General features: G+C 74.7%; 21 protein-coding genes. 10 read left to right on the top strand and 11 right to left on the bottom strand.

The genetic code is table 11. The features are described from left to right. Window positions 1-29: 29 nt before the first annotated feature. The 8 genes from ACA514_RS07845 to ACA514_RS07880 form a co-directional block, all read right to left on the bottom strand. Complete coding sequence (locus ACA514_RS07845) at window positions 30-1,193, bottom strand: aldose epimerase family protein (protein ID WP_375040348.1); 1,164 nt, start codon at window positions 1,191-1,193, stop codon at window positions 30-32. 125 nt (window positions 1,194-1,318) lie between these two features. Next, on the bottom strand, window positions 1,319-2,581 hold the full coding sequence (mmsB, locus tag ACA514_RS07850) for a multiple monosaccharide ABC transporter permease (RefSeq protein ID WP_375040349.1): 1,263 nt from the start codon (window positions 2,579-2,581) through the stop codon (window positions 1,319-1,321). Next, window positions 2,578-4,113 (bottom strand): multiple monosaccharide ABC transporter ATP-binding protein, encoded by a 1,536-nt coding sequence (mmsA, locus tag ACA514_RS07855; protein ID WP_375040690.1) that lies wholly within the window; start codon window positions 4,111-4,113, stop codon window positions 2,578-2,580. Before mmsA ends, mmsB begins: the two co-directional genes overlap by 4 nt. Before the next feature lie 55 nt (window positions 4,114-4,168). Further along, entirely contained in the window at window positions 4,169-5,296 is a 1,128-nt protein-coding gene (gene chvE / locus ACA514_RS07860) for a multiple monosaccharide ABC transporter substrate-binding protein (RefSeq protein ID WP_375040350.1), read from the bottom strand. A gap of 40 nt (window positions 5,297-5,336) precedes the next feature. Continuing rightward, entirely contained in the window at window positions 5,337-6,335 is a 999-nt protein-coding gene (locus tag ACA514_RS07865) for a hypothetical protein (protein ID WP_375040351.1), read from the bottom strand. Then, complete coding sequence (locus ACA514_RS07870; protein WP_375040352.1) at window positions 6,319-7,365, bottom strand: zinc-binding dehydrogenase; 1,047 nt, start codon at window positions 7,363-7,365, stop codon at window positions 6,319-6,321. The genes ACA514_RS07865 and ACA514_RS07870 overlap by 17 nt, the downstream gene beginning before the upstream one ends. Further along, a complete protein-coding gene (locus tag ACA514_RS07875) occupies window positions 7,362-8,513 on the bottom strand; it encodes a mandelate racemase/muconate lactonizing enzyme family protein (protein WP_375040353.1) in 1,152 nt (383 codons plus the stop codon). Before ACA514_RS07875 ends, ACA514_RS07870 begins: the two co-directional genes overlap by 4 nt. A 90-nt stretch (window positions 8,514-8,603) precedes the next feature. Further along, the gene (locus ACA514_RS07880) at window positions 8,604-9,608 is read right to left on the bottom strand and encodes a LacI family DNA-binding transcriptional regulator (RefSeq protein ID WP_375040691.1); all 1,005 of its coding nucleotides are present in this window, start codon (window positions 9,606-9,608) and stop codon (window positions 8,604-8,606) included. A gap of 345 nt (window positions 9,609-9,953) precedes the next feature. Here ACA514_RS07880 and ACA514_RS07885 point away from each other — a divergent pair, with 345 nt between their 5' ends. From ACA514_RS07885 to ACA514_RS07915, 7 genes are all read left to right on the top strand, one after another. Further along, window positions 9,954-11,789 (top strand): sensor histidine kinase, encoded by a 1,836-nt coding sequence (locus tag ACA514_RS07885; protein WP_375040354.1) that lies wholly within the window; start codon window positions 9,954-9,956, stop codon window positions 11,787-11,789. Beyond that, on the top strand, window positions 11,780-12,454 hold the full coding sequence (locus ACA514_RS07890; RefSeq protein ID WP_375040355.1) for a response regulator transcription factor: 675 nt from the start codon (window positions 11,780-11,782) through the stop codon (window positions 12,452-12,454). The genes ACA514_RS07885 and ACA514_RS07890 overlap by 10 nt, the downstream gene beginning before the upstream one ends. 342 nt (window positions 12,455-12,796) lie before the next feature. Beyond that, entirely contained in the window at window positions 12,797-14,578 is a 1,782-nt protein-coding gene (locus tag ACA514_RS07895) for a sensor histidine kinase (protein WP_375040356.1), read from the top strand. 194 nt (window positions 14,579-14,772) lie between these two features. Next, complete coding sequence (locus tag ACA514_RS07900) at window positions 14,773-15,399, top strand: TetR/AcrR family transcriptional regulator (protein ID WP_375040357.1); 627 nt, start codon at window positions 14,773-14,775, stop codon at window positions 15,397-15,399. A 182-nt stretch (window positions 15,400-15,581) separates the two neighbouring features. Further along, window positions 15,582-16,400, top strand: coding sequence for an IclR family transcriptional regulator (locus ACA514_RS07905; protein WP_375040358.1), 819 nt, complete (start codon window positions 15,582-15,584; stop codon window positions 16,398-16,400). Window positions 16,401-16,530: 130 nt separating this feature from the next. Further along, a complete protein-coding gene (locus ACA514_RS07910; protein WP_375040359.1) occupies window positions 16,531-17,553 on the top strand; it encodes a Rieske 2Fe-2S domain-containing protein in 1,023 nt (340 codons plus the stop codon). Then, window positions 17,550-17,711 carry a hypothetical protein gene (locus ACA514_RS07915; RefSeq protein ID WP_375040360.1) on the top strand — a complete coding sequence of 54 codons (162 nt, stop codon included), beginning with the start codon at window positions 17,550-17,552 and terminating at the stop codon, window positions 17,709-17,711. Before ACA514_RS07910 ends, ACA514_RS07915 begins: the two co-directional genes overlap by 4 nt. Window positions 17,712-17,748: 37 nt before the next feature. Here ACA514_RS07915 and ACA514_RS07920 read toward each other — a convergent pair whose 3' ends face one another. Genes ACA514_RS07920 through ACA514_RS07930 form a run of 3 tightly spaced genes read right to left on the bottom strand, consistent with a single transcriptional unit; the run spans window position 17,749 to window position 20,998 of the window. Further along, window positions 17,749-19,377, bottom strand: coding sequence for an ABC transporter permease (locus ACA514_RS07920; protein ID WP_375040361.1), 1,629 nt, complete (start codon window positions 19,375-19,377; stop codon window positions 17,749-17,751). Beyond that, on the bottom strand, window positions 19,374-20,291 hold the full coding sequence (locus ACA514_RS07925) for an ATP-binding cassette domain-containing protein (protein WP_375040362.1): 918 nt from the start codon (window positions 20,289-20,291) through the stop codon (window positions 19,374-19,376). The genes ACA514_RS07920 and ACA514_RS07925 overlap by 4 nt, the downstream gene beginning before the upstream one ends. Further along, the gene (locus ACA514_RS07930; RefSeq protein ID WP_375040363.1) at window positions 20,288-20,998 is read right to left on the bottom strand and encodes a TetR/AcrR family transcriptional regulator; all 711 of its coding nucleotides are present in this window, start codon (window positions 20,996-20,998) and stop codon (window positions 20,288-20,290) included. The genes ACA514_RS07925 and ACA514_RS07930 overlap by 4 nt, the downstream gene beginning before the upstream one ends. A gap of 146 nt (window positions 20,999-21,144) precedes the next feature. On the opposite strand from ACA514_RS07930, the gene ACA514_RS07935 reads away from it, so the two are divergent. The 3 genes from ACA514_RS07935 to ACA514_RS07945 all read left to right on the top strand — a co-directional run bounded on the left by ACA514_RS07935 (window position 21,145) and on the right by ACA514_RS07945 (window position 26,659). Continuing rightward, window positions 21,145-22,206: a FecCD family ABC transporter permease gene (locus ACA514_RS07935; protein WP_375040364.1), complete on the top strand. Its 1,062-nt coding sequence runs from the start codon at window positions 21,145-21,147 to the stop codon at window positions 22,204-22,206. Next, window positions 22,203-23,231 carry a FecCD family ABC transporter permease gene (locus ACA514_RS07940; protein WP_375040365.1) on the top strand — a complete coding sequence of 343 codons (1,029 nt, stop codon included), beginning with the start codon at window positions 22,203-22,205 and terminating at the stop codon, window positions 23,229-23,231. Before ACA514_RS07935 ends, ACA514_RS07940 begins: the two co-directional genes overlap by 4 nt. 68 nt (window positions 23,232-23,299) lie before the next feature. After that, a complete protein-coding gene (locus ACA514_RS07945; RefSeq protein ID WP_375040366.1) occupies window positions 23,300-26,659 on the top strand; it encodes an amino acid adenylation domain-containing protein in 3,360 nt (1,119 codons plus the stop codon). Window positions 26,660-26,663 lie beyond the last annotated feature (4 nt).

A 26,663-nucleotide genomic window follows, 5' to 3' on the forward strand; every position in this document is an offset into this window, starting at 1 on the left:
CCCCCCGGGGCCCCCCCCCCCGGCTCGGATCAGGACGTGGAGAAGGAGTAGACGCTGGTGGAGTCGTAAGTCTGGCCGGGCCGCAGCGTGGTGCTCGGGAACTGCGGCTTGTTGGGCGAGTCGGGGAAGTGCTGGGACTCCATGGCGAACCCGTCGCCCTGCCGGTACATCTTCCCGCCGGTGCCGACGAGCCGGCCGTCGAGGAAGTTGCCGGAGTAGAACTGCAGGCCGGGCTGGTCCGTGCGGACCTCCATCACCCGGCCGGTGGCCGGCTCGGTGACGCGGGCGGCGAGCTTCATGCCGGTGCCGTCGAGCACGAAGTTGTGGTCGTAGCCGCGCCCGTACACCATCTGCTGGTGGCCGTCGCGGATGCGTTCGCCGATGGTGTGCGGGCGGGTGAAGTCCAGCGGCGTGCCGTGCACGGTGGCCAACTGCCCCGTCGGGATGAGGGTGGAGTCGACCGGCGTGTAGCGGGACGCGTTGATCTGCACCTTGTGGTCGTAGACCTCGCCGGACCCCTCACCGGCCAGGTTGAAGTAGGTGTGGTTGGTCAGGTTGACCACGGTCGGCTTGTCGGTGGTCGCCTGGTAGCGGATGCGCAGGTCGTTCCCGCGGGTGACGGTGTAGGTGACGGTGGTGCGGAGGGTGCCGGGGTAGCCCTCCTCGCCGTCCGGGCTGACGTACGACAGCCGCAGCGACGCCCCGTCCCCGTCCTTGGCCGGCTGCGCCGTCCACACCCGCTTGTCGAACCCGGTCGTGCCGCCGTGCAGGCTGTTGTTCCCGTCGTTGGCGGGGACCTTGTAGGTCTTGCCGTCGAGGGTGAACCGGGCGCCGCCGATCCGGTTGCCGTAGCGCCCGATCAGCGCCCCGAAGTAGGGGTTCGCGTCCTTGTAGGTGTCGCTGAGGTACCCGTCGAGCTTGCCGAACCCGAGCGCGACGTTGCCGGACCGGCCGTGCCGGTCGGGGGCGTCGAGCGACTGGACGATGCCGCCGTAGGTGAGGATGCGGACCTTCATCCCGTGGCCGCTGCCGAGCGTGTACCGGTCGATCTTCGTGCCGTCCGGCAGCGCGCCGAACGGCTCCTTGGCGATGGTCGGCCCGGACGACGCGGCGGTGGCCGGGACGGCGAGCAGGCCGCCCGCGAGCAGGGCGGCGGTGGCCAGCGGGACGGTGAGGGGTGGGACGCGCTTCATCGGTGTTCCTCTCGCATGGGGGGAGGGAGGAGACGGACTTGCGTGTTCTGTTGGGAAGGGGACCGGCGGATCGCCGCCGGCCCCCCGGTCGTGCGGCCGGAAAGTGGTGGGGGGGCGCCGCCGGCTCAGCGCAGCAGCGGCGAGCCGGCCCGCCGCTTGGTCCAGACGTCGAACGCGACGGCGGCCAGCAGGACCAGGCCCTTGACCAGCATCACCCGCTCGCTGGGGGCGCCCATCAGCGACATGCCGTTGTTGATCACGCCCATGATCAGGCCGCCGGTGATGGCGCCGACCACCTTGCCGACGCCGCCCTGCACCGCGGCGCCGCCGATGAACGCCGCGGCGATCGCGTCCAGCTCGAAGGTGTTGCCCGCGGTGGGCCCCGCCTGGTTGAGCCGGCCGGCGAAGATGATCCCGGCCAGCGCCGACAGCACGCCCATGTTGACGAACAGCCAGAACACCACCGACTTGGCCCGCACGCCGGACAGCACGGCCGCCTGCAGGTTGCCGCCGACCGCGTAGACGTGCCGGCCGAACACCGACCGGCCCGTCAGCAGCGAGTACCCCAGCACCAGCACCGCCAGCAGCACCAGCACCCACGGCAGGTTGTGGAACCGGGCCAGCTGCACGGTCACCGCCATGATGAGCGCGCCCGCCGCGACGACCTTCAGCAGGAACACCGGCACCGGGTCGACGGTCTGCCCGTAGCCGAGCCGCGTCGTGCGGGTGCGCCACCGCGACACCGCCAGCCCCGCGACGGCCACGATGCCGACGAGCAGGCTGAACAGGTCCGCGCCGCCCAGCGGGCCGAGCCCGACGTTGCCGAAGTAGCCGGAGGTGAACCCGTTCGACAGCGTGCGGACCTGGTCCGGGAACGGCCCGAGGCCCTGGTTGCCGAGCACCGTCATGGTCAGCGCGCGGAACAGCAGCATCCCGGCCAGCGTGACGATGAACGACGGGATGCCGAAGAAGGCCGTCCAGTACCCCTGCCACGCGCCGATCGCGGCGCCCGCGACGAGCGTCAGCAGCAGGGCGAGCGGCCAGGCGACATCGTGGTTGACCATCAGCCAGGCGGCGATGGCGCCGGTGACGCCGACCAGCGAGCCCACCGACAGGTCGATGTGCCCGGAGATGATGATGAGGATCATCCCGATCGCCAGGATCAGGATGTAGGAGTTCTGCACGATGATGTTGGAGATGTTCTGCGGCTGCAGCAGATCACCCCCGGTCAGCACCGCGAACAGCACGACGATCAGCGCGAACGCGATGTAGATGCCGCTCTGCCGGATGTTGATCGTCAGCCGTGCCCGGCCGGGCGCCGCCCGCGGTGCGGGCGCGGTGCCGGCGGTGGCCGCGGTGTCGGTCCCGGCGGGTGCGGTCCGGCTCATCCGACCTGCTCCCTTCCCATGGTCATGTAGGTCATGAGGCGCTCCTGGGTGGCCTCGGCGCGCGGCACCTCGCCGGTGATCCGGCCGGCCGCCATCGTGTAGATCCGGTCGCACATGCCGAGCAGCTCGGGCAGCTCCGAGGAGATCAGCAGGATCGCCCGGCCCTCGGCGGCGAGCCGGTTGATGATCGTGTAGATCTCGTACTTGGCGCCGACGTCGATGCCGCGGGTCGGCTCGTCCAGGATCAGCACGTCCGGATCCGTGAAGATCCACTTGGACAGCACGACCTTCTGCTGGTTGCCGCCGCTCAGCTGCCCGGTCGCGGCCAGCACGCTCGGCGCCTTGATGTTCATCCCGCCGCGGAACTCCTCGGCGACCTTGTACTCCTCGAACTCGTTGACCCACCCGGCCCTGGCCAGCTTCCCGATCCGGGCGGCCGACACGTTCCTCTTGATGTCCTGGATGAGGTTGAGGCCGTAGCGCTTGCGGTCCTCGGTGGCGTAGGCGATGCGGTGCCGGATCGCGTCCCGGACGGTGCGCAGCTGCACGGGCTCGCCGTCCTTGTAGACGCGGCCGGAGATGTCCACCCCGTAGGACCGCCCGAACACGCTCATCGCCAGCTCGGTGCGGCCCGCGCCCATCAGCCCGGCCAGCCCCACGATCTCGCCGCGCCGCAGCGTCAGGGCGGCCTCCGACACCACCGCCCGGTCGCGCTGCGCCGGGCTGTGCACGGTCCAGTCCTCGATCCGCAGCACCTCCTCGCCGATCTCCGGCTCGCGCGGCGGGAAGCGGTGCTCCAGGTCGCGGCCGACCATGCCGGAGATGAGGCGGTCCTCGGTGACCCGGCCGCCGGACGCGTCGAGCGTCTCGATCATCCGGCCGTCCCGCAGCACGCTGACGGTGTCGGCGATCGCCAGCACCTCGTTCAGCTTGTGCGAGATGATCACGCAGGTGATGCCGTCGTCGCGGAGCCCGCGCATCAGGTTCAGCAGGTGCGCGGAGTCCTCGTCGTTCAGGGCGGCGGTCGGCTCGTCCAGGATCAGCAGCCGCACCCGCTTGGACAGCGCCTTGGCGATCTCCACCAGCTGCTGCTTGCCGACGCCGAGGTCGGCGATCGGGGTCACCGGGTTCTCCGGCAGCCCGACCCGCTCCAGCAGCCGGCCCGCCTCGTGGTTGGTGCGGTTCCAGTCGACCAGGCCGCGCAGCCCGAGGAACCCGCGCGCCGCCCGCTCGTTGCCGAGGAAGATGTTCTCGGCGATCGACAGCTGCGGGCACAGCGCCAGCTCCTGGTGGATGATGACGATGCCGCGCTCCTCGCTGTCGCGGATGCCGGAGAACCGGCACGGCTCGCCGTCGAAGAGGATCTCCCCGTCGTACGAGCCGTGCGGGTAGACCCCGGACAGCACCTTCATCAGCGTCGACTTGCCCGCGCCGTTCTCGCCGCAGATCGCGTGGATCTCGCCGCGGCGCACCGTCAGGTCGACCTCCGCCAGCGCGTTCACGCCGGGGAACGTCTTGGTGATCCCGCGCATCCGCAGGATGTCGTCGCGTTCCGCGGTGCCGTTGGTCTCGTCGGTGGTCACGGCGTCATCCCAGCTGCGCCTGCGTGTAGTAGCCGGACTGGATCAGCTCGGTCTGCACGTTGGCCTTGTTCACGATGACCGGCTGGAGCATCTGGGTGGGGACGACCTTCTTCTGGTTGTTGTAGTCGGTGGTGTTGTTGACCTGCGGCTTCCCGCCCTTGAGGATCGCGTCGGACATCTTCGCCGCCTCGTCGGCGAGCTTGCGGACGTCCTTGAAGATGGTGGAGTACTGCTCGCCGGCGAGGATCGACTTCACCGACGCCCGCTCGGCGTCCTGCCCGGTCACCACCGGGTACGGCTGGCTGCCCGTGCCGTAGCCGTTGCTCTTGAGCGCCGACAGGATGCCGATCGAGAGCCCGTCGTAGGGCGACAGGACGCCGTCGACCTTGGCGCCGCCCCGGTAGGTCTTGGTGAGGATGTCCTCCATCCGCTTCTGCGCCGTGGCCGGGTCCCAGCGCAGGATCGCCATCGTCTTGAAGTCGGTCTGGCCGCTCTTGACGACGAGGGTGCCCTTGTCGATGTACGGCTTGAGCACCGACATCGCGCCGTTGTAGAAGAACGGCGCGTTGTTGTCGTCGGGGGAGCCGGCGAACAGCTCGATGTTGAACGGGCCCTTGGCCTTGCCCTCCGAGCCGTCCTCGTTCTTGACCTTCAGGCCGGTGAGCAGCGAGGTCGCCTGCTCCACGCCGACCTTGTAGTTGTCGAAGGTGACGTAGTAGTCGACGTCCGGGCTGCGCATGATCAGCCGGTCGTAGGAGATCACCGGGATGTGGTTCTGGTGCGCCTCCTCCAGCTGGCTGGTCAGCGCGGTGCCGTCGATGGAGGCGACGACCAGCAGCTTGGCGCCCTTGGTGATCTGGTTCTCGATCTGGCTGACCTGCGTGGGGATGTCGTTCTCGGCGTACTGCAGGTCGACCTTGTAGCCGAGCTTCTCCAGGTCGGCCTTGACGGTGTTGCCGTCGCGGATCCAGCGTTCGGACGACTTGGTCGGCATCGTCACGCCGATCAGCGCGCCCTTGGCGTCGCCCGCCTTGGGCTTCTTGTCGACGGTCTTCTCACTGGAGCCGCACGCCGTCATGGTGGTCGCCAGGACCAGCGCGGACAGGACCGTGGTGATGCGCCGGACTCTCATCTCGTTCTCCTTCGGGGTGGGGGGAGGGCAGCGGAACGAATCAGCGTGGAACGGCGGACGCGGGCAGGGTCTCCGGCACGGACGGGAACCGGCGCAGCGGCCCCGGGTCCCGGGACCCGATCGGGGACATCCCCCCGCCCGCCCCGAGCCGGGCGAGGGTGTCCAGGACGAGCCGGCCGCGCCGCACCCGCTCCCGCGCGCTCGCCACGGCGGCGGGCAGCAGGTGTTGGCCGACCGGATAGAGCGCGGGCGCGTTGCGCAGCCCGAACTTCAGATAGATGGGGGCGCCGCAGCGGATCAGCTCCGCGGCGTCGTAGAAGCGGACGAACCCGCCGAGGTCGTCGGGCGCCTCGACGTAGAAGTCCATCGGCGCGGCGCTCACCGCGCGGATCTCCGCGAGCTGGGCGAGCGTCAGGTCGCTCGGCACGTTCACCGAGTCGGCGCCGAGCCCCTCCCACACCGCGAACGAGGCGGGGTTCACCGGGCCGACCAGCGCGGACACCTTGAAGGTCGTGCCGGCGGGCAGGTGCCCGGCCTCGCGCAGCCGGTGCAGCGTCCACAGCACGCCCTCGTCGGCGACCAGCAGCGACCGCACGCCCAGCGCGGTGGCCCGCTCGGCGTCCTCGACGCACTGGGCGAGCTGGTCGCGGCCCCGGGCCCGCGGGCCGGAGGCGTTGTAGGAGCGGCCTCCGGCGCCCGGTTCCCAGGTGCCGCGCGGGCCGAGGAACAGGCACAGCTCGATGCCGCGCGCGTCGCAGGCGTCCACCATCTCGCCGATCTCGGCGTCGGTGAGCATCCACACGCCGCTGCCCTGGCTGATGCGGTGCAGCGGCACCTCCAGCCGGTCGCTCTCCTCCAGCACGGCCGCCAGGACGGCGGGCCCCTCGCAGGAGGGCAGCTCCGTCCGCCAGGCGCCGCCGTCGGGGAACCGCAGGCCGGACGCGGGCGGCGGTGCGGCCCGGCCGGGCAGGCCGAGCGCGCGCAGCGCCTCCTCGCCGGGCGCGCGGCCGGCGCCGGGTTCGTCAGAGAACGGGTCCATCGGTCCTCCCGCCGTTCGGGGTCGTGTCGAGGTCGGGGCGCAGCAGCACCTTCCCGGCGTCGGGGGAGCCGCTGAGCTTCAGCGCCGCCGCGAACTCGGTCAGCGGCAGCTCGTGGGTGATCAGGGGCGCCGGCCGCAGCACGCCGGTGCCGAACGCGCGCACCGCGTACGTCCAGTCGGCGGGGCCGGAGCCGAACACGGTGTGCAGCGACAGGGCGCGGGTGACCAGCAGCGACGTCGGGACGGCGTCGGCCGGGTCGGCGGGGATGCCGGTGAGGACGACCCGGCCGCCGCGCCGCGCCAGCCGCACCGCCGAGCTGGCGGTGCCCGCCGCCCCGGCGGTCTCCACGACCACGTCGAACGCGCCCTCGTCGGCCTCGCCCGGCCGGCTGAACGCGGTCGCCCCCGCGTCCAGCGCCGCCTCGCCGCGCTCCACCCGCGGGTCGATCGCGACGAGCCGGGCGGGCGACGACGCGGCGAGGAACTGCAGGGCGAGCATCCCGAGCGTGCCGGCGCCGACCACCGCGACCGTCTCGCCGGGCCGCGGCGCCGCGTGCCGGACGGCCCCGGCGATGACCGCGGCCGGTTCCAGCAGCGCCGCCGCGCGCAGGTCGGCGCCGGGCGGCAGCACGTGCAGCAGCCGGGCCGGGACCAGCAGGTGGTCGGCGAACGCGCCGGGCCGGGTGAAGCCCGTCTCGTCGTAGCGGGCGGCGCACAGGTTCGGGGCGCCCTCGCGGCAGCGCCCGCACGCCATGCAGCCGCGGAAGCCCTCGCCGACGACGGGCGCGCCGACCAGCGAGGGGTCGGTGTCGGGGCCGACCGCCTCGACCGTGCCGGACCACTCGTGCCCGGGGACGACGGGGTAGCGGGCGAAGCCCTCGGGACGCGCGCCGTCGAACAGCTCCCGGTCGCTGCCGCACAGCCCGGCGGCGGCGACCCGGACGCGGGCCTCGCCGCGGCCCGGCTCCGGCGGGTCGCCGGCGTCGATCCGCCAGCGGCCCGGCGCGTCCACCAGCACGGCGCGGCTCAACTGCGCGTCCCGCGGAAGTGCCAGCCGCCGGCGTACAGGTCGAAGTCGGCGTCCTGCTGGGGGAACGCGGCGATCGCGTCGAGGTCGAGCTCGACGCCGAGACCGGGGGCCTCGGGCCGTGCGAAGTAGCCGTCGACGACCTGGGGGGCGCCCTTCGCGACGTCCTTGACGGCGGCGTCGGCGAAGTCGTTGAAGTGTTCGAGGATCTTGAAGTTGGGGGTGCAGACGCCGAGCTGGAGGCTCGCGGCGGTCAGCACGGGGCCGCCGACGTTGTGCGGCGCGACCTGCACGTAGTAGGTCTCGGCGGTCGCGGCGAGCTTGCGGACCTCGGAGATGCCGCCGGTGTGCCCGACGTCGGGTTGCAGGATGTCGGCGGCCTGCAGTTCCAGCAGCTCGCGGAACTCGATGCGGTCGTGGACGCGCTCGCCGGTGGCGATCGGCAGCCCGGTGTGCGCGGACACCTTGGCGAGCGCCTTGAGGTTCTCCGGCGGGACGGGCTCCTCCAGCCAGGCCGGGTCGAACGGGGCGAGCAGGCCGGCGAGCCGGATCGCGGTCGCGGGGGAGAACCGGCCGTGCATCTCGACCAGCAGCTCGGTCTCCGGGCCGACCGCGTCGCGCACCGCCTCGACCAGGTCGATGGCGAGCACGGTCTCGGCGTGGTCCAGTTCCATCCGGCCGGCGCCGAACGGGTCGAGCTTCAGCGCCCGGTAGCCGCTGTCGACCACGCGCTTGGCCGCCGCGTGGAACTCCTCCGGCGTCCGGTCGACGGTGTACCAGCCGTTGGCGTACGCCTTCACGCGGTCGCGCACCGAGCCGCCCAGCAACCGCCACACCGGCTGGCCGAGCGCCTTGCCGACGATGTCCCAGCACGCCATCTCGACGCAGGCGATGCCGGACATGACGATCTCGCCGGCCCGGCCGAAGTCGCCGTACTTCATCCGGCGCACGAGGTCCTCGATGTCGAACGGGTCGCTGCCCACGATGTGGCGGCGCGCCGCCTCGGTGAGATAGCCGATCAGCGCGTCGGTGTGGCCGAGCATCCGGGCCTCGCCGACACCGGTGAGCCCCTCGTCGGTGCGGACGGTCACGAACGTGAGGTTCCGCCATGGCGTGCCCAGGACATGGGTGCCGATCTCGGTGATGCGCAACGTGCCGCCCCTCTCAACTCAACCTGGCACTAGCTTGTGTTAGCGCTAACATTCGCGGGCCGCGGAAGCCGTCCTCCCGCGTGCTCGGTGTCAGCGGCCTCCGGGCCGCACGGCCGTGCTCTCCCTCACCACCAGCTCCGGTTCCACGCTGCGGCGCGCGGGCGGGCCGCCGGGCGCGCCGCCGGGATCGTCGACGCGCTCCAGCAGCAGCTGGAACGCGTGCCGCCCGACCTCGCCGAACGGCTGCCGGACGCTGGTCAGCGGCGGTGCGAAGTAGGGCGCCTCCGGCACGTCGTCGAAGCCCACCACGCTCACCTCCTCGGGGACGCGGCGGCCGGCCTCGCGCAGCGCGCGCAGCAGGCCGAGGGCCATCGGGTCGTTCGCGGCGAACACCGCGGTCACCGCCGGGTCGGCGGCCAGCCGCCGGCCGAGCTCGTACCCCGACCGGGCGCTCCAGTCGCCGGCCAGCGGCTCGGGGGCCTCCCGGCCCTCCTCCGCCAGCACCGACCGCCAGCCGTCCACGCGGGCGCTGGCGTCGATCCAGTCCGCCGGGCCGGCCATGTGCCACACGGTCTCGTGGCCGAGGCTCAGCAGGTGCCGGACGGCCCGGACCGCGCCCGCGCGGTGGTCGACCGACGCGACCGGGACCGGCAGGTCGTCGCCCGCGCCGACCGCCACCACCGGCATGTCCGGCGGCAGCCGCCGCAGCCCCTCGGCCGCGGACTGGTGCGGCGCGATGATGACGATCCCGTCCACCGACTGGGAGCGCAGGCGCTGCACCCCGTCCTCGATGGAGCGCCGGGTCAGCGAGCCGAGGCTGGCGATGTTGATCATGTAGTCGGCGCTGCGCGCGGCGCGCTCGATCCCGTACAGGGTCGAGGCGGGCCCGTACAGCGTCGTGTCGAAGCTGACCACGCCGAGCACCCCAGACCGGCCGGTCGCCAGCACGCGCGCCGCCGAGTTCGGCCGGTAGTCCAGATCGCGCATCGCCGCCAGGACCCGCTCGCGGGTGCGCGGTGCGACCTTGCCCGGGTCGTTCAGGACCCGCGACACCGTCATCGCCGAGACCCCGGCGAGCGCCGCCACGTCCTCCATGACCGCCGCGCGCGACCGCCCGCCGCCCGTCCCGGCACCGGGCGAGCCGGTGCCGGACGGGGGAGGGGGCGCTGCGGTGGTCACTGTGATCTGCTCCACATCGGTCGGGTGCCCTGAATGTTTGCGATAACGCGAACCGATGTCAAGAGCCTGAACACAATCGTGGTAGCGCAAACATCCGCCGCCGTCCCCTTCGGCGGCGCGCGTCCGGCGGCGTGCGTCGCGATCGGGTAACGGCCTTCTCCCGGACGGGCCGGACCGGGGACACTTCCGGTGCGCGTCCGGGAAACCACGGTGCGCGTGCCCGTGGGATCCCGGTACCAGGGGAGCCCTCCAGGTCCGAGCATGGAAAGGGTGGTCGTGGTGATATCCGCCCCGCGGAGGCGCAGGTCGCCACCGTGGTTCGGCGCGGAGACGAGGCGTGCCCTCGTCGCCGGCCTGGCGGTGGCCGCGCTCGCCTTCGCCGCCGGATGGCCCTACTGGCGCGACCACGCCGCCGCCGCGGCGGTCAGCCTCGTCGGCACCGCGGGGATCGCGGTCGTCGGCGCGCTGCTGGCGACGGGAGCCCGGAGCCGGCGGACGGGCCTGCTGTTCGTGGCGGCGTCGCTCTGCTGGGCGCTGAGCTGGCTGGCGAGCTGGGACACCGGCCCCGGGCCGCTGCTGTCCCCGTACGCCCAGGCCGACTTCTACCTCGCGCTGGCCGCGGGCGTGCTGCTGTATCCGGCCGGACGGCTGGAGTACGCCGCCGACCGGATCTGGACGGTGTTCGCCTGCGCGGTCCTGTGGGGCTGCCCGACCGCGCTGTGGACGACCTCGCGGCCGGAGTGGGCCGCCTTCCGCGGCCGGCACGTGTGGTGGCCGGCGCCGTTCCCCGACCACGCGGCGTTCCGGGTCGTCCTGGAGGTCTCCGCCGTCCTGTACATCGTGCTCGCCCTGTCCTTCGCGGCCGTCCTGCTGCTGCGGCTGCCGAGGATGAGCCGGATGCGGCGGGCGGTCACGCTGCCGGTGACCGTCGCGCTGGCGTTCGTCGGGATCTCCGCGGCGCTGACCCAGCGGCCGATCATGGAGGAGTCGATCTCGCTGGACGCGCTGCTGGAGGTGTACGCGATCCAGGGCGCGGTGGTCGCGCTCGTCCCGCTCGCGCTGCTGGCGACCGGGCTGCGCACCCGGCTCGCGGAGCTGTCCGTCGCCGGGCGGATGCTCCGGCTGACCGCGCCGCCGTCGGTGGAGCGCGTCCGCGACGCCCTCCGCGACGTCCTGCACGACCCGACCCTGCAACTGTGGTTCTGGGCGCCGGCGGAGGAGGTCTACGTCGACACCGCCGGACGGCCCGTCGCCGGCCTGGACGGCGGCGACCCCGGCGGCCCGGACGCCGACGTCCCTCCGGAGGAGGGTGCCGGGCGGTGGCGGCGGCGCGTCGAGACCGCCGCCGGCGAGCCGCTGGCGATCGTGGAGCTCGCCGGGTCGCTGCGCGACCACGGGTCGCTGGTCGAGGCGGCGCTGGAGGCCGGGGGCCGGGCGCTGGAGACGGCGCGGCTGCAGTCCAACGTCCAGGCGGGACTGGAGCAGGTGCGGTCGGCGTACGGCCGGCTGCTGCGCGCCGAGACCGTGGAGCGCGAGCGCCTCGCCCGGGACCTGCACGACGGCGCGCAGCAGCGGCTGCTCGCGCTCGGCGCGATGCTCGCCACCCTGGAGGCCCTCGCCGTTGACCCGGCGGTGAAGGACCATGCGCGCGAGTGCCGCAAGGAGCTGATGGCGGCGCTGGCCGAGTTGCGCGCGTTCGCCCACGAGGTGCAGCCGGCGCTGCTCGTCCAGGACGGCCTCGGCCCGGCGCTGGAGGTCGTCGCCGAGCGGCTCGGCACCCGCGTGCTGCTGGAGGTGACCGGCGAGCGCTACTCCCGCGAGGTCGAGTCCGCTCTTTACTCCGTACTTTGCGAGGCTTTGTCGTACGCTGTCGACCGCGCGCGTGCGACCCGTGTGACGGTCCGGGTGCGTCCGGACGGCCACCGGCTGGTGGCCGAGGTCAGCGACGACGGCGAGCGGCCGGGCGGGGAGCCCGGCGCGGTGCCCGACGGGCTGGCCGGCATGGCCGGGCGGATCAGGGCGCTGCGCGGGCACATGGAAGTCGACGGAGATCCCACCCGGGGCACGACGGTAAGGATGGTCCTGCCATGCGAGTAGCCGTGGCCGAGGACAGCGGGATCTTCCGGCAGGCGCTGGTCACCCTGCTCACCACGGTCGGCATCGACGTCACGGTGTCCGCCGCCTCGGGGGAGGAGCTGCTCGCCCGCATCGCGGAGGACCCGCCGGACGTCGCGATCCTCGACCTGCACATGCCGCCGACCTACACCAACGAGGGCGTGGTCGCCGCGCGCACCCTGCTGCGCGGCCATCCCCGGATGGGCGTGCTGGTGCTGTCGGCCTTCAACGAGACGCCGCAGGCGATGGAGCTGTTCCGCGACCAGCCGCGCGGCGTCGGCTACCTGCTGAAGGACCACGTCACCGACGTCGACAACCTGCGCGGCGCGCTGGAGCGGGTGATGCGCGGGGAGGTCGTCATCGACCCGAACGTGGTGAGCCGGCTGGTCGAGGCCCGGCACCGGGAGCGGGAGCTGTCCCGGCTGTCCGGCCGCGAGCGCGAGGTGCTCGGGCTGATGGCGGAGGGGCACTCCAACGCCGGCATCGGCAGGCGGCTGCACCTGTCCGCCCGCACCGTCGAGGACCACGTGCGGGCCATCTTCACCAAGCTCAAGATCACCTCGACGGGCGGCCCGCCGGGACCGCAGGACAGCAACAAGCGGGTGCTGGCGGTGCTCACCTGGCTGCGCGCCGCCGAGACGCGCTGACCGCCCGGAGCCGGGCGCGCTCGTCCCACCCGCCCCGCGCATCGATCGGGTAACGGGCTCTCGCGCGCGGCGGCGCGGTGAGGAAGACTTACGGTACGAGCCCGGTCGCGGTACGTGACACCGGTGGTGGCCCCCGCACGCCACCGAGGCGTGCCGCGGACGTGGTGCCCGTGGCCGTCCGGCGCCCCCATCCTCCCGCCGCCGCGCCCCGGGCGCATCCGGGGAAACCCGATGCCCGTCCGGTGGTTCCCCGGGGCCCCGGCCGCGGGCGTGCCCTGGGCGGCCACGGGACCCGGGCTCCGGCGCGGGCCCGGCGCGGGCCCCGACAGGGAAGGGACGGTCGTGAGGTCCGTGCGCGTGCGGGCGCCGCTGTGGTTCGCCGCGCCGCTGCGCCGCGCGGCGGCGGGCGGTGCCGCGGTCGCGGCGGGGGCGCTCGCCGCGGGCTGGCCGCACTGGCGCGGGCATCCGGCCGCCGCCGCGGTCACGCTGCTGTGCTGCGGCGGGTTCGCCGTCGCGGGCGGGCTGCTGGCCGCCGGGCGGCTCGGCCGGCGGACCGGCGCGGCGTTCACCGCCGCCGCGGCGGCGTGGGCGCTGACGTGGGCGGCGAGCTGGAACGCGGGCGCCGGGCCGGTGGCGTCGGTGTTCGCCCAGTCGGTGTTCTTCGTGACGATCGGGGTGGGCGTGCTGGTCTACCCGGGCGGCCGGCTCGACGGGACGGTCGCCCGGCTGTGGACGGGCGTCACGGCCGTCGTCATGGTCGGCGGGCAGGCGCTGCTGTGCGCGGTGTCGCGGCCCGAGTGGAACGGGTTCGCCGCCTCGGCGGCGTGGCCCACGGTCGCCCCCGGCCGCGAGGCGTTCCAGTGCGCCTACCGCGCGATCACGACCGTGGAGGCGGCGCTGGCCGGCGCGCTGGTGATCATCCTGCTGCTGCGGCTGCCGGGGACCGGCCGGCTGGACCGCCGCTTCACCGTGCCGATCGCGGCCGCCGTCACGGTCGGCGTCGCCGGGGCGCTGGCGGTGCAGGGCTCGCTCATCGGCGGCCACGTGAGCCTGGACGACGTGATGGAGGTCTACCTGTTCCAGGGCGTGTGCGCGACGGTGCTGCCACTGGCGTTCCTCGCCGCGGCGCTGCGCGCACGGCTGGCGGAGCTCACCGCCGCCGCGCGGATGCAGCGCCTCACCGGCCACCCGGTGTCGGTGGAGAAGGTGCGGGACGCGCTGCGCCGCGTCCTGCACGACGGCACCCTCGACCTGTGGCTGTGGGCCGACGGCGGCTACGTCGACATCACCGGGCGCCCCATCGCCGCCGGCCCCGGGCCGGGCACCGCCGCCGGGCCCGCCGCGGGCCGCTGGCGGCACGAGGTCCGCATGTCCGGCGGGGAGCCGCTCGCCACCGTCGACGCCGACGACCGGCTGCGCGGCCACGGGGCGCTCGTCGAGGCGGCGCTGGTCGCCGGGGGCCGCGCGCTGGAGACCGTCCGGCTGCAGGCCGCGGCGCGGGCGCATCTGGAACGGGCGCGGGACGCGCGGGAGCGGCTGGTCCGCGCCCAGGCGGCGGAGCGGGAACGGGTCGCGGCGCAGCTGCAGCGCAGCGCCCAGCAGCGGTTGCGCGCGCTGGAGGCGCTGCTCGCCGGGCTGGAGGCGGCGGCCGGCCCGCGGGCCCGCGAGCAGGCGCGCGCGTGCCGCCACGAGCTGGTGGAGGCGGCCGCCGAGCTGGACGGCCTGGCTCGCGGCGTGCATCCGGCGATCCTGACCGACGCGGGACTGGCCGCCGCGATGCGGCCGGTCGCCGCCCGCGCCGCCGCGTCCGTCCGGCTCGACGTACCCGCCCGCCGGTACCCGCCGGAGGTCGAGTCGACGCTGTACTTCGCGCTCTGCGAGGCGCTGGCGAACGCCGCCAAGCACGCCGGCGCCCGCGAGGTCCGGCTGAGCGTGCGGGACGAGCCGGGCCGGGTGGTCGCCGAGGCCCGCGACGACGGCGCGGGCGGCGCCCGCCCGGTCCCCGGCGGCGGGCTCGCCGGCCTCACCGACCGGGTTCGCGCGCTGCGCGGCCACGTCGACGTCGAGAGCCCGCCCGGCGCGGGCACCACCGTCCGGATCATCCTGCCGAGGTCCGATGGTTGACGGGCGGGCCGCGCGCGGGCGTCCACGCACAGGTCCTGCGGCCCGGGCGGGTCCGGAGGGGCGCGCCGGGCCGCCTGCTCCGACCTCGTCGCGGCACGGCGCGGGCGGCCGCCGTTCTGGAACACTGGGACCCGCCCCGCCGCGGGAGCACGTCATCGAGCGGCGGCGGGCGATGAGGGCGCGGACAGGGAGACATGGACGAGCGGGTGCGGGTACGGGTGCGCAAGGACCGTGACGAGCGGCGCGAGCAGATCCTGGTGTGCGCGCGGGAGCTGTTCAGCGAACGGCCGTACGAGGAGGTGTCCAACACCGAGATCGCCGCGGTCGCGGGCGTCAGCCGCGGCCTGCTGAACCACTACTTCGGCACCAAGCGGGAGCTGTACCTGGCGGTCGTGGAGCGGATGCTGCAGATCCCGCCGGTGCCGGTGCCCGCCTACGAGCCGGGCGCGAGCGTCCGCGAGCGGGTGACCGAGAGCATCACCGGCTGGCTGGAGCTGCTGGAGCGCAACGCCGGGACCTGGCTCGTCGCGCTGGACATGGCCGCCGGGTCGGCGGGCGACGACGAGCTCGCCCGGCTGGTGGACGCGGCGCGCGAGGGCGCCGTCGACCACGTCACCGAGGTGGTCGGGCTGTCCCGGCTGGCCGCCGGGCATCCGGAGGTGCGCTCGGCGCTGCGCGGGTTCAGCGGGATGGCGGAGGCGGCCACCCGCGAGTGGCTGCGGCACGGCAGGCTGACCCGCGCCCAGGTGCACGTGCTGCTGGAAGAGACGATCATGCACCTGATCGAGGAGACCGTGCCGAAGATGACGGCGGCGGACTGAACCCCCCGGGCCGATGTTCGGCACATAATTGACAGCTGTGCGCATTGCGCCTAATTTCTGGGTCGACGCTCGGAGAGGACGGTCCGCATGCGCAACGGAGGACCCGGCTCCCGGCCCGCGCCCGCGCCGCCGCGCGGCACCGCCCGCGGCGCCTTCGAGGTGACGCCGCGCGGCGGGCGCCCATGACCGCCGGGACGGCCGCCGGCCCGCTGCCCGCCGGCCCAGTGCCGCGTCCCACCGTGACCAGCCGGGTCCTGGACATCATCGGCGCCTTCACGCCGGACCGCCCGGCGCTGACCATCACCCAGATCGCCCGCCGCGCCGGGCTGCCGCTGTCCACCGCGCACCGGCTCGTCGGCGAGCTGACCTGCTGGGGCGCGCTCGAACGCGACGGCACGGGCCTCTACCGGATCGGCCTGCGGCTGTGGGAGGTGGGCGCGCTCGCGCGGGGCCCGGTGCTGCGCGAGGCGGCGATGCCGTTCCTGGAGGACCTGTACGAGGCGACCCACGAGAACGTCCACCTCGCCGTGCTGGACGGCCTGGACGTCGTCTACATCGAGCGGATCTCCGCCCGCGACGCCGTGCACGTCTTCTCCCGCGTCGCGGGCCGCTGGCCGGCGCACGCGACCGGGGTCGGCCTGGCGATGCTCGCGCACGCCGACCCGGAGCTGCAGGAGCGGGCGATCGCCGGGCCGCTGCGCCGCTTCACGCCCAAGACCATCACCACCGGCCCCGAGCTGCGCCGCGTCCTGGCCGAGGTCCGCCGCACCGGGGCCGCGGTCAGCGACGGGCAGGTCGAGACGTTCGCGATGTCGGTCGGCGCGCCCGTGTTCGGCCCGGACGACACGGTGGTGGCGGCCGTCGCGATCGTGGTCCCGGCATCCGGCTGGGAGGCGCGCTCGCTCGTCCCGGTCGTGCGGGCCGCCGCCCGCGGCATCTCCCGCGCCCTCGGCGCCCCGCGTGCCCTGCGGCGCCCGGAGTCGGCGCGGCGCGAGGGCTGACGGCGCACCTCCCGCAGGGCGCCGCGGGCGGCTTCTTCCGTTAGACGGAATCGGTGTGGCCCGGCCTCGCGGGCGGCGGCGAAGGTCGTGGCGACCGCACCGCCCGCCGTTCACCGCCGAGGAGCAGCCCATGGCCATCGCGCGCAACCAGTGGTACGTCGCCGCCTACAGCGAGGAGGTCGGCGACGGCCTGCTCGCCCGGACGATCTGCGGGGAGCCGCTCGTCTTCTACCGGACGGGCGCGGGGCAGGCCGTCGCGCTCGCCGACCGGTGCGTGCACCGCCGCTTCCCGCTCTCGGAGAGCAACCGCGACGGCGACCGGATCGTCTGCGGCTACCACGGCTTCACCTACGCGCCCGACGGGGCGTGCGTCGCGGTGCCGGGGCAGACGCGGATCCCGCGCACCGCCCGCGTCCCCGCGTACCAGGTCGTCGAGCAGGACTCGCTGGTCTGGGTGTGGATCGGCGACGGGGCGGGCGACGCCGCCGCGATCCCGCGCGCCCCCTGGCTGAGCTCGCCGGACTACACGACCGTCCGCGGCATGGAGCCGCTCGCCGCGCGGTACGAGCTGCTCGTCGACAACCTGCTCGACCTGTCCCACGAGACGTACCTGCACGCCGGCTACATCGGCACGCCGGAGGTCGCGCAGACGCCGATCACCACGGAGGTGGACGACGAGGCCGGCGTCGTCTACGTCAGCCGCCGCATGAAGGACGTCGAGTGCCCGCCGTTCTACTCCGAGTCGACCGGCGTCGAGGGCCGCATCGACCGGTGGCAGGACATCGAGTACCACCCGCCGTGCTTCTACCTGCTGCACAGCCGCATCGCGCCGACCGGCGTGGAGCCCGGCCCGGACGGCGACGACCCGCGCGCTTTCCACGTGGAGGTCGGCTACGCGATCGTCCCGGAGACCGAGACCACCACGCACGACTTCTGGTGGGTCGCCCGCGACTTCGCGCTCGACGACGAGCGGGTGTCGGAGTTCCTCCGCGAGAACAACCGCACGGTCGTCCTGCAGGACGTCACGGCGCTGAACACCCTGGAGAAGGTGATCGCCGCCGAGCCGGAGGGCTACCAGGAGCTGTCCATCAACATCGACACCGGCGGCCTTGCCGCGCGCCGCCTGCTCCAGCGGCTCACGGCGGCGCGGTGAGCGCCGGTACGGCGGGCGGGGGCCGCCTGCGGGTCGAATGGTCCCCCGGCTCGGACCGGCTCACCGGCATCTGCCACTGCGGCGCCCGCCGCACCGCCGAGGACCCGGCCGAGATCTGGGCGTGGCTGCTCTCCCACCCCGGCCACGGCGCGTCCTGAGGAGGGGTGCCGGGGCCGGCCGCCCCGGCACCCCGGTTCAGCCGATGTCGCGGCGGCGGAAGGCGAGCAGGGCCGCCGCGGCGACGGCCACCGCGACGGCGGTCAGCGCGGCGACCGGCAGGACGTCGAGACCGCCGCCGGGAAGCTTCGGCGTGTGCGTGAACGGCGAGACGTCCATGACCGCCTGCGGCAGCTTCAGCAGCGGCCCGACCTGGCCGAGGAGCAGGCAGACGGTCAGCACGCCCCACCCGGCGGACGTCCCGCGGGGCACCAGGCCGAAGATCAGCGCGGCCGCGGCGGCGATGACCCAGACCGACGGCAGCTGGACGAGCGCCGCGCCGAGCTGGCGGGGGAGCTGCCCGCCCAGGTCGCCGGAGCGGGCTCCGTGGACCAGGCCGACGGCGAGGCCGGTGGCGCCCAGCAGGACGACCGTGCCCGCGACGGTGACGGCGAGGTTCGCGGCGGCCCAGCGGACGCGGCCGACGGCGGTCGCGAGGACCGGCTCCAGGCGGCCCCCGCTCTCCTCGGCCCGCATCCTCAGCACGCCCTGCACCGCGTAGGCCGAGGCGAACAGGGCCATCAGGCCCATGGCGGTGGCGAGGAAGGCGTCCGCGATGTCCTGCTGCCCGCCCATCTCGCGGATGTCGTCGAGCACTGCGTCGCTGCCGTCGACCAGGTCGCCGACGCCGTCCGCGACGCCGCCGATGGCCAGCCCGTACACCAGGAACGCCGCGGACCAGCCGATCAGCGTCCCGCGCTGCAGCCGCCACGACAGGGCGAGCGGGCCGCGCAGGGACGGGGCGGCCCGGGCGGGGCCGGGGGACGGGGCCAGCATCCCGGCGCCGAGGTCGCGGCGCCCGGCCAGCGCGTACGCGGCGGCGGCCAGGAGCACGAACGCGGCGAGGGGGAGCAGGAGCACGGCCCAGTGCTCGCCCGCGTGCGGGCGTACCCGCTGCGCCCAGCCGATCGGGGACAGCCACGACACCCAGTGCGCCGAACCGGCGTCGGCCACACCCCGGACCAGGTAGGCGGCGCCGAGCACGGCGAACGCCAGCCCGTTGGCCAGCCGGGACGTCTCCGCGAGCTGCGCGGTGAGCGCGGCGACCCCGGCGAACACCAGCCCGGCCCCGAACCAGGACAGCCCGAACGCGATCGATCCGGCGACCGACAGCCCGAACAGCATCATGACGAGCGCGGCCACGGCCGCCAGGGTGGCGGCGGCCGTCACGGCGGCGGCCAGGGCCGCGGTCAGCGGCGCGCGGCGCCCGACGGCGGCGGCGCCGACCAGCTCCAGCCGCCCGGTCTCCTCCTCGGCGCGCGTGTGCCGGACGACGAGCAGCACGCACATGACCGCGGTGAGGGCGGCGCCGGTCGCGCCGACGCGCCACGCGCTGACGCCCGCGGCCGTGCGTTCGTTCAGCACCGGCCCGTACAGTGCCCGCATGGACGGGTTGCCGTTGATGCCGCGCGCGAAGCTTTCCAGCGACCCCGGGGCGTCGTACCCGCTCTTGAAGCTGTAGACGGTGCTGGACACCAGCGCGGTCAGCCCGTAGATCCAGGCCGGCATCATCACGCGGTCGCGGCGCAGCCACATCTTCAGCAGCGTGCCTGCGCCCGCGAAGCCGCCTTCCCCGCGCGCCGGGGGACGCACGGTCGTGGCGGTCACGACACGCCGCCTTCCTGCAGCGCCCGCCCGGCGTGGTCGTTCTCGTAGTGCCGCAGGAACAGCTCTTCGAGCGTCGGCGGCCGGCTGGTCAGGGCCCGGACACCGATCTCGGTGAGCTGCCGCAGCGCGGCGTCCAGCTCCGCCGTCTCGACCTCGAAGGTGATGGTGTCGCCGTCGATGCGCACGTCGTGCGCGCCGGGCAGCGGGACGCCGTCGGGCGGGCCTGCCAGCTCCGCCCGGATCGACGTGCGGGTCAGGTGGCGCAGCTCCGCTAGCGTGCCGGTCTCCACCGTGCGCCCCCTGCGGATGATGGTGACCCGGTCGCACAGGGCCTCGACCTCGCTGAGGATGTGGCTCGACAGCAGCACCGTGCGCCCGGCCGCCCGCTCCTCCCTCACGCACTCCTGGAACGCCTCCTCCATGAGGGGATCGAGGCCGGAGGTCGGCTCGTCCAGGATGAGCAGCTCCGCGTCGGACGCGAACGCCGCGACCAGGGCGACCTTCTGCCGGTTGCCCTTGGAGTAGGCGCGTCCGCGCTTCTTCGGGTCGAGCTCGAAGCGGGCGAGCAGGTCGTCGCGGCGGCCGGCGTCCAGCCCGCCGCGCAGCCGCCCGAGCAGGTCGATGACCTCGCCGCCGGACAGGTTCGGCCACAGGGTGACGTCGCCGGGGACGTAGGCGATGCGCCGGTGCAGGGTGGTGGCGTCGCGCCACGGGTCCCCGCCGAGCAGCCGGGCCGTCCCGGCGCCGGCGCGGATCAGCCCGAGCAGGACGCGGATGGCGGTGGACTTCCCGGCCCCGTTGGGACCGAGGAAGCCGTGCACCTCGCCGGATTCCACGCGCAGGTCCAGCCCGTCGAGCGCGCGCGTCCGGCCGAACGTCTTGACCAGGCCCTCGGCCCGTACCGCCTCGGTCATCCTGCCTTCTCTCCTGGACCTTCCCCGGTGGGGGCGTCCTTTCCGGTGCGAGCGGCCGGCCCGAAGGCGCCGCTCTCGTACTCCCGCATGGCGGCGCGGGCGCGCGCCGCGAGCTCCGGGCTCAGCAGCCGGTCGTTGAAGATGTCGAAGAGGGCGCGGCGCAGCCGCAGCGCGCCTTCGGGGGTGAAGGTGTCGACGCCGAGCACGCGCGACAGGTGGTCGTGCAGCACCTCCATCCCGATCGTCATCGCGACGAGCGCGGCGGAGTAGGCGTGCACGTCGGTGGTGACGGGCGCGTTCACCCCGGGCGGCAGGTCGGACGCGAAGTAGGTCTCGGTGGTGTCGACCAGGTCGTCGAACACCCGCGCCGCGGCGGGGGAGCCGTCGACGAGCGCGCGCGCGAGGTAGCGGCGCACGGGCAGGTCGATCCGCATCGCCCGCGCGAGGAAGCCCGGGTCGCCGATCCCGTCGATCTTCTCGGAGCTGAGCCGGCGGATCGTGTCGAGCGCGTAGGCGTCGCAGGCCTCGCGCAGCTCCTGCTTCGAGCCGAAATGGTGCTGGACGAGCCCGACCGACACCCCGGCCGCCTCCGCGATGCCGCGGAACGTCGCGCCCTTCATCCCGTGCTCGGCGAACATCTCCAGCGCGGTGTCCCTGATCCGCGCGCGCGCCGTCAGGTCTTCCTGCGCCGGGCTCGTCTCCGTCACGCTTCCGAACCCTCCAATACAAGCGTTCAATCTCCAATACGCATGTATACCATACGCGTGTATTGGCGCTGGCGCGAGGAGGTCCGGGAAATCGGGAACGGGGAGGGGTGGAGGCGGCGAGTTAGCTTAGGCTAGCCTTATTAACCGTGCTGTCCCTCGCGCGGAGAACCCCCCGCACGCCCCCGGCGAAGGAGGCCGCCGCGCCTCCGGTCCGGCACCCGGCCGGACGCTGGGCCGGGCTCGGCGTCCTCGCCGTCCTGCTGCTGCTGGCGGCCGCGGCGAGCCTGGCCGTCGGCGCCGAGCACATCCCGATCGGGAAGATCGCGCCGGCCGTGTTCGCGCCGGACGGGTCGCGGGACGCGCTGATCGTGCGGGAGCTGCGGCTCCCGCGCACCCTCCTCGGCGTCGGCGTCGGCGTCGCGCTCGGCCTCGCCGGCGCGGTGATGCAGGCGCTCACCCGCAACCCGCTCGCCGAACCCGGCCTGCTCGGCGTCAACGGCGGCGCCGCGCTCGCGGTCGTCATCGTCATCGGGGCGTTGCGCGCCGACGACGTCCTGGTCTACGTGTGGGCGGCGTTCGTCGGGGCCGCCGGCGCCGCCGTCCTCGTCCACACGATCGGCGCGCGCGGGCGCGGCGGGACCTCGCCCGCGCGGCTGGTGCTGGCGGGCGCCGCCGTCAACGCCGTGTTCAGCGCGCTGACCGCCGGGCTGATGCTGCTCAGCCCGCGCGCCTTCAACGGCTTCCGGTTCTGGCAGGTCGGCAGCCTCGCTGGGCGGGACACCGGGGTGTTCCTGCGGGTGCTGCCGTTCATCGCCGCCGGGACGGTGCTGGCGCTGCTGCTGGCCCGCCCGCTGAACGCCCTCGGACTCGGCGACGAGGCGGGCCGCGCGCTCGGCGCCCATCCGGGCCGGACGCGGGCGCTCGGCGCGCTGGCGGTCGTGCTGCTGTGCGGGGCGGCGACGGCGGCCGTCGGGCCCATCACGTTCCTCGGCCTCGCCGTCCCGTACGCGGTCCGCGCCTTCGTCGGGCCCGACCAGCGCTGGGTGCTGCCCTACTCGCTGCTGCTCGCGCCCGTCCTGCTGCTCGCCGCCGACATCGCCGGACGCGTCGTCGCGCCCGGCGAGCTGCAGACCGGGATCGTCACCGCCTTCCTCGGCGCGCCGCTGTTCATGCTGATCGTCCGGCGCGGAAGGACGCGTGACCTGTGAGCCGCGTCGTGCGGGCCGGCGGGGTGTCGGTGCGGTGGGAGCCGCGGGCGGCGCTGGTGTGCGGGCTGGTGGCGCTGGTCGCGGTGGGCGCCGCCGTCCTCGTGGTCGGGTCCGGCGAGTTCCCCGTCCCGCCGGCGGACGTGGTGCGCTCGCTCGTCGGGCAGGGCGACCAGGCGACCGACTTCATCGTCCGGACGCTGCGGCTGCCGCGCGCCGTCACCGGGCTGCTCGCCGGGCTGGCGCTCGGCATGAGCGGCGCGATCTTCCAGAGCATGTCGCGCAACCCGCTCGGCAGCCCCGACCTCATCGGCTTCACCACCGGGTCGGCGACGGGCGCGCTGCTGCAGATCCTGGTGTTCGGCGGCGGCGCGGTCGCGATCACCGTCAGCTCGGTCGCGGGCGCGTTCATCACCGCCGCCGGCGTGTACGTCGTCGCCTACCGGCGGGGCGGCGGCGTGCACGGCGTCCGCCTGATCCTGATCGGGGTGGCCGCCGCCGCGATGCTGGAGGCGGCCAACTCCTACCTCATCACCCGCGCCGAGCTGCGCGAGGCGTACGAGGCGGCGTTCTGGCTGACCGGGAGCCTGAACGGGCGCGGGTGGGCGCAGGCGGTGCCGCTCGCCGCCGCGCTCGCGGTCCTCGTCCCGATGGCGCTGCTGCTCGCCCGCCCGCTCGGCATGGGCGAGATGGGCGACGACGCGGCGCGGGCGCTCGGGGTGCCCGTCCAGCGGACGCGCGCGCTGCTCATGGTGGTGGGAGTCGGCCTCGTCGCGGCGGCGACGGCGGCGGCGGGCCCGGTGCCGTTCGTCGCGCTCGCTGCGCCGCAGCTGGCGCGCCGGCTGACCCGCCGCCCCGGCGCGCAGCTGCTGCCCGCCGGGCTGACCGGCGCCGCGTTGCTGGCCTGCGGCGACCTGATCTCGCTGCACTTGCCGGTGGCGATGCCGGTCGGGGTGGTGACCGGCGTGCTCGGCGGCGCCTACCTGGCGTGGCTGCTGCTCACCTCGGGCCGCCGCGCGGCCGCCTGACGGCGCCCGCATTGACGGCGGGGCGGCGATCAATTTAGGTTAGCCTTACCTAAGTTGAGGGGAGTTCCGTGCTGACCTGGGATGAGCTGCACGCCGCGCTGACCGACGTGCTGGGCGAGGACGCAGAGCCGGGCGACAACCTGATCGAGCTCGGGATGGACTCGATCCGCCTCATGCAGCTGACCGGGCGGCTGCGCCGCCGCGGCGTCGAGGTCCGCTTCGCCGAGCTCGCCGAGCGGCCCACCCTCGCCGGCTGGTGGGACCTGCTCGCCGAGCGCGGCCAGATGGAGGCCCGCCCGCCGGAGCCCGCTCCGGAGCCGGACGAAGGCGAACCCGGCGGGCCGTTCCCGCTGGCCCTCATGCAGCACGCGTACTGGATCGGCCGCGACTCCGGCCAGTCCCTCGGCTCGGTCGCCGCGCACCTCTACGTCGAGCTGGACGGCCGCGCCATCGACCCGTCCCGCTTCGAGCCGGCCGTGCGCGCGCTCGCCGAACGGCACCCCATGCTGCGCGTCGCCGTCGGCGACGACGGGACGCAGCGGATCCTGCCGGAGCGCCCCGGGCCCGCCGTGACCGTCCACGACCTGCGCGAGGCCGCCGACCCCGGCGCCGAACTGGACCGGATTCGCGCCGAGATGTCGCGGCAGCGGCTCCCCATCGAGGACGGCCGCGTCTTCGACGCCCGCCTCAGCCTGCTCCCCGAGGGGACCGCGCGGCTCCACCTCGACGTCGACATGGTCGCCGCCGACGCGATGAGCTACCGCGTCATGCTGGCCGACCTCGCCGCGCTCTACGAGGGCGAGGCGCTCGCACCGATCCGCTACGGCTACGCCCGCTACCTCGCCGACGACCCGCGCGCCGACGCCCGCGAGCAGGACCGGCGGTGGTGGGCCGACCGGCTCGCCGACCTGCCCGGCCCGCCCGAGCTGCCGGTCGTCCCCGAACCGGGCGACGAGGTCGAGCGCCTGCACCACTGGCTGGCGCCGGCGGAGAAGGCCCGGCTCATCGCCCGCGCGCACGCCGAGGGCGTCACCCCGGCGATGGCGCTCGCCGCCGTGTTCGCCGAGGTCATCGGCGCGTGGTCGGCGACGCCGCGGTTCCTGCTCAACCTGCCGCTGTTCCACCGCGAGCCCGTCCACCCCGACGTGGACTCCGTCGTCGGCGACTTCACCGGCTCCATCATGCTGGAGGCCGACCTCACCGAGGAGCTGCCGTTCGTCGCGCGCGCCCGCGCCCTGCAGGCGAACCTGCACACCGCCGGCGCGCACAGCGACTACTCCGGCCTCGAGGTGCTGCGCGACCTGTCGCGGCTGCGCGGCGAGCAGGTGCTCGCCCCGATCGTCTACACCAGCGCGCTGAACCTCGGCGAGCTGTTCGGCGACGCGGTCCGCGAGCGGTTCGGCGAGCCCGCCTGGATCATCTCCCAGGGCCCGCAGGTGCTGCTGGACGCCCAGGTCACCGAGGTGTCCGGCGGACTGCTGCTGAACTGGGACGTCCGCCGCCCCGCGTTCCCGGACGGCGTCGCCGAGGCGATGTTCGCCGCCTACACCGCCGCGATCGCCCGGCTCGGCGCGGACGGTGCCGACTGGGACGCGCCGCTCGGCATCGGCGCGACGCCGGAGCAGCTCCGCGTCCGGCACCGCCTCAACGCCACCGAGGCCCCGCCGCCCTCCACCCTGACCAAGGGGTTCTTCGAGCACGCCCGGCGCACGCCCGGCGCCCCCGCCCTGCACTGGGGCGACGACGGCACCCTCACCTACGGTGAACTCGCCGATCGGGCGCTGCGCATCGCCGCCGCCCTCGTCGCGCAGGGCGTCCGACCCGGCGACCGGGTGTCGATCGAGCTTCCCAAGGGGCCCGGCCAGGCCGTCGCCGCGCTCGGCGTGCTCGCCGCGGGCGCCGCCTACGTCCCGATCGGCCCCGAGCAGCCGGACGCGCGCCGCGAGCGGATCCGCACGAGCGCCGCCGTCGCCGCGTCGATCGGCCCCGCGTTCGCGCCCGCCGCGGAACCGCTCGCCGAGCCCGTCGCGGTCCGCCCCAACCAGGTCGCGTACGTGCTGTTCACGTCCGGGTCGACGGGCGAGCCGAAGGGCGTCGAGGTCGCGCACGGCGCCGCGATGAACACCATCGGCGACCTCGTCGGGCGCTTCTCGCTCGGACCGGACGACGTCGCCCTCGCCGTCTCCGCCCTCGACTTCGACCTGTCGGTGTTCGACCTGTTCGCCCTCTGGACCGCGGGCGGCGCCGTCGTCGTCCCGGACGAGGACGAGCGCCGCGACGCCGCCCGCTGGAACGCCCTTGCCGCCCGCTGGTCGGTCACCGTGCTGAACAGCGTGCCGTCCGTCCTGGAGATGCTGCTGCGCTCCGGGCCCGTCCCGTCCCTGCGGCTGGTGCTGCTCGGCGGCGACTGGGTCGGCACGCACCTGCCCGGGCTGCTCGCCGAGCGGGCGCCGGGCGCCCGGTTCGCGGCGCTCGGCGGAACCACCGAGACGGCGATCCACTCGACGGTGCAGGAGGTCGCGGGCGAGGTCCCCGCCGACTGGCGCGCCGTCCCGTACGGGGTGCCGCTCGGCGGCGTCGCCTGCCGCGTCGTGGACGACCTGGGCCGCGACCGCCCCGACTGGGTCGCGGGCGAGCTGTGGATCGGCGGCGCCGGCGTCGCCGACGGCTACACCGGGGATCCCGCGCGCACCGCCGACCGGTTCGTCGTCCGCGACGGCACCCGCTGGTACCGGACCGGCGACCTCGCCCGCTACCGCACCGGCGGCACGCTGGAGTTCCTCGGCCGCCGCGACCACCAAGTGAAGGTCCGCGGCTTCCGCATCGAGCTCGGCGAAATCGAGGCGGCGCTGCGCGACCACCCGGCCGTCGGACGCGCGGTCGCGCTGCTCGCGGGCGACCGCCTCTGCGCCGCCGTCACGCCCGCGGGCGTCCCCGCCGACGCCGTACTGGCGCGCGTCCGCGACCTGCTGCCGCCGCACATGGTCCCGGAGGTGCTCGTACCGGTCGCCGAGCTGCCGCTCACCGCCAACGGCAAGGTGGACCGCAGGGCGCTCGCCGCGCTCGCCGCCGCCGAGGCGGGCGAGGACGCCGCGCCCTACACCGAGCCCGGGACGTCCCTGGAAAGGGTGCTGGCCCGGATCGCCGCCGAGGTGCTGGGGAGGGAACGCGTCGGCGCGGGCGCCGACTTCTTCGCCCTCGGCGGCGACTCCGTCCTCGCCACGACCCTGGTCGCGCGGCTGCGCGAGGCCCTCGACACCTCCGCCCTCCCGGTCCGGATCCTGTTCGCCGAGCGGACGATCGCCCGCATCGCCCGCCGCTTCACCGAGCTGGAGGACGTCCCGGGCCGCCTGGAGGCGGTCGCCGCGATCTGGCTGGAGATCGACTCCATGTCCGACGAAGAGGTCGAGTCGCACCTGGCCGGCTGACCGA

The sequence above is a fragment of the Actinomadura sp. NTSP31 genome, assembly GCF_041951385.1.
Classification (GTDB): domain Bacteria; phylum Actinomycetota; class Actinomycetes; order Streptosporangiales; family Streptosporangiaceae; genus Spirillospora; species Spirillospora napierensis.

What these genes read in the sequence shown, in the direction of transcription:
- ACA514_RS07845 (WP_375040348.1), bottom strand. Translation starts at nt 1,193, where the DNA reads ATGAAGCGCGTCCCACCCCTCACCGTCCCGCTGGCCACCGCCGCCCTG.
- mmsB (WP_375040349.1), bottom strand. Translation starts at nt 2,581, where the DNA reads ATGAGCCGGACCGCACCCGCCGGGACCGACACCGCGGCCACCGCCGGC.
- mmsA (WP_375040690.1), bottom strand. Translation starts at nt 4,113, where the DNA reads ATGCGCGGGATCACCAAGACGTTCCCCGGCGTGAACGCGCTGGCGGAG.
- chvE (WP_375040350.1), bottom strand. Translation starts at nt 5,296, where the DNA reads ATGAGAGTCCGGCGCATCACCACGGTCCTGTCCGCGCTGGTCCTGGCG.
- ACA514_RS07865 (WP_375040351.1), bottom strand. Translation starts at nt 6,335, where the DNA reads ATGGACCCGTTCTCTGACGAACCCGGCGCCGGCCGCGCGCCCGGCGAG.
- ACA514_RS07880 (WP_375040691.1), bottom strand. Translation starts at nt 9,608, where the DNA reads ATGGAGGACGTGGCGGCGCTCGCCGGGGTCTCGGCGATGACGGTGTCG.
- ACA514_RS07885 (WP_375040354.1), top strand. Translation starts at nt 9,954, where the DNA reads ATGGAAAGGGTGGTCGTGGTGATATCCGCCCCGCGGAGGCGCAGGTCG.
- ACA514_RS07890 (WP_375040355.1), top strand. Translation starts at nt 11,780, where the DNA reads ATGCGAGTAGCCGTGGCCGAGGACAGCGGGATCTTCCGGCAGGCGCTG.
- ACA514_RS07900 (WP_375040357.1), top strand. Translation starts at nt 14,773, where the DNA reads ATGGACGAGCGGGTGCGGGTACGGGTGCGCAAGGACCGTGACGAGCGG.
- ACA514_RS07905 (WP_375040358.1), top strand. Translation starts at nt 15,582, where the DNA reads ATGACCGCCGGGACGGCCGCCGGCCCGCTGCCCGCCGGCCCAGTGCCG.
- ACA514_RS07910 (WP_375040359.1), top strand. Translation starts at nt 16,531, where the DNA reads ATGGCCATCGCGCGCAACCAGTGGTACGTCGCCGCCTACAGCGAGGAG.
- ACA514_RS07925 (WP_375040362.1), bottom strand. Translation starts at nt 20,291, where the DNA reads ATGACCGAGGCGGTACGGGCCGAGGGCCTGGTCAAGACGTTCGGCCGG.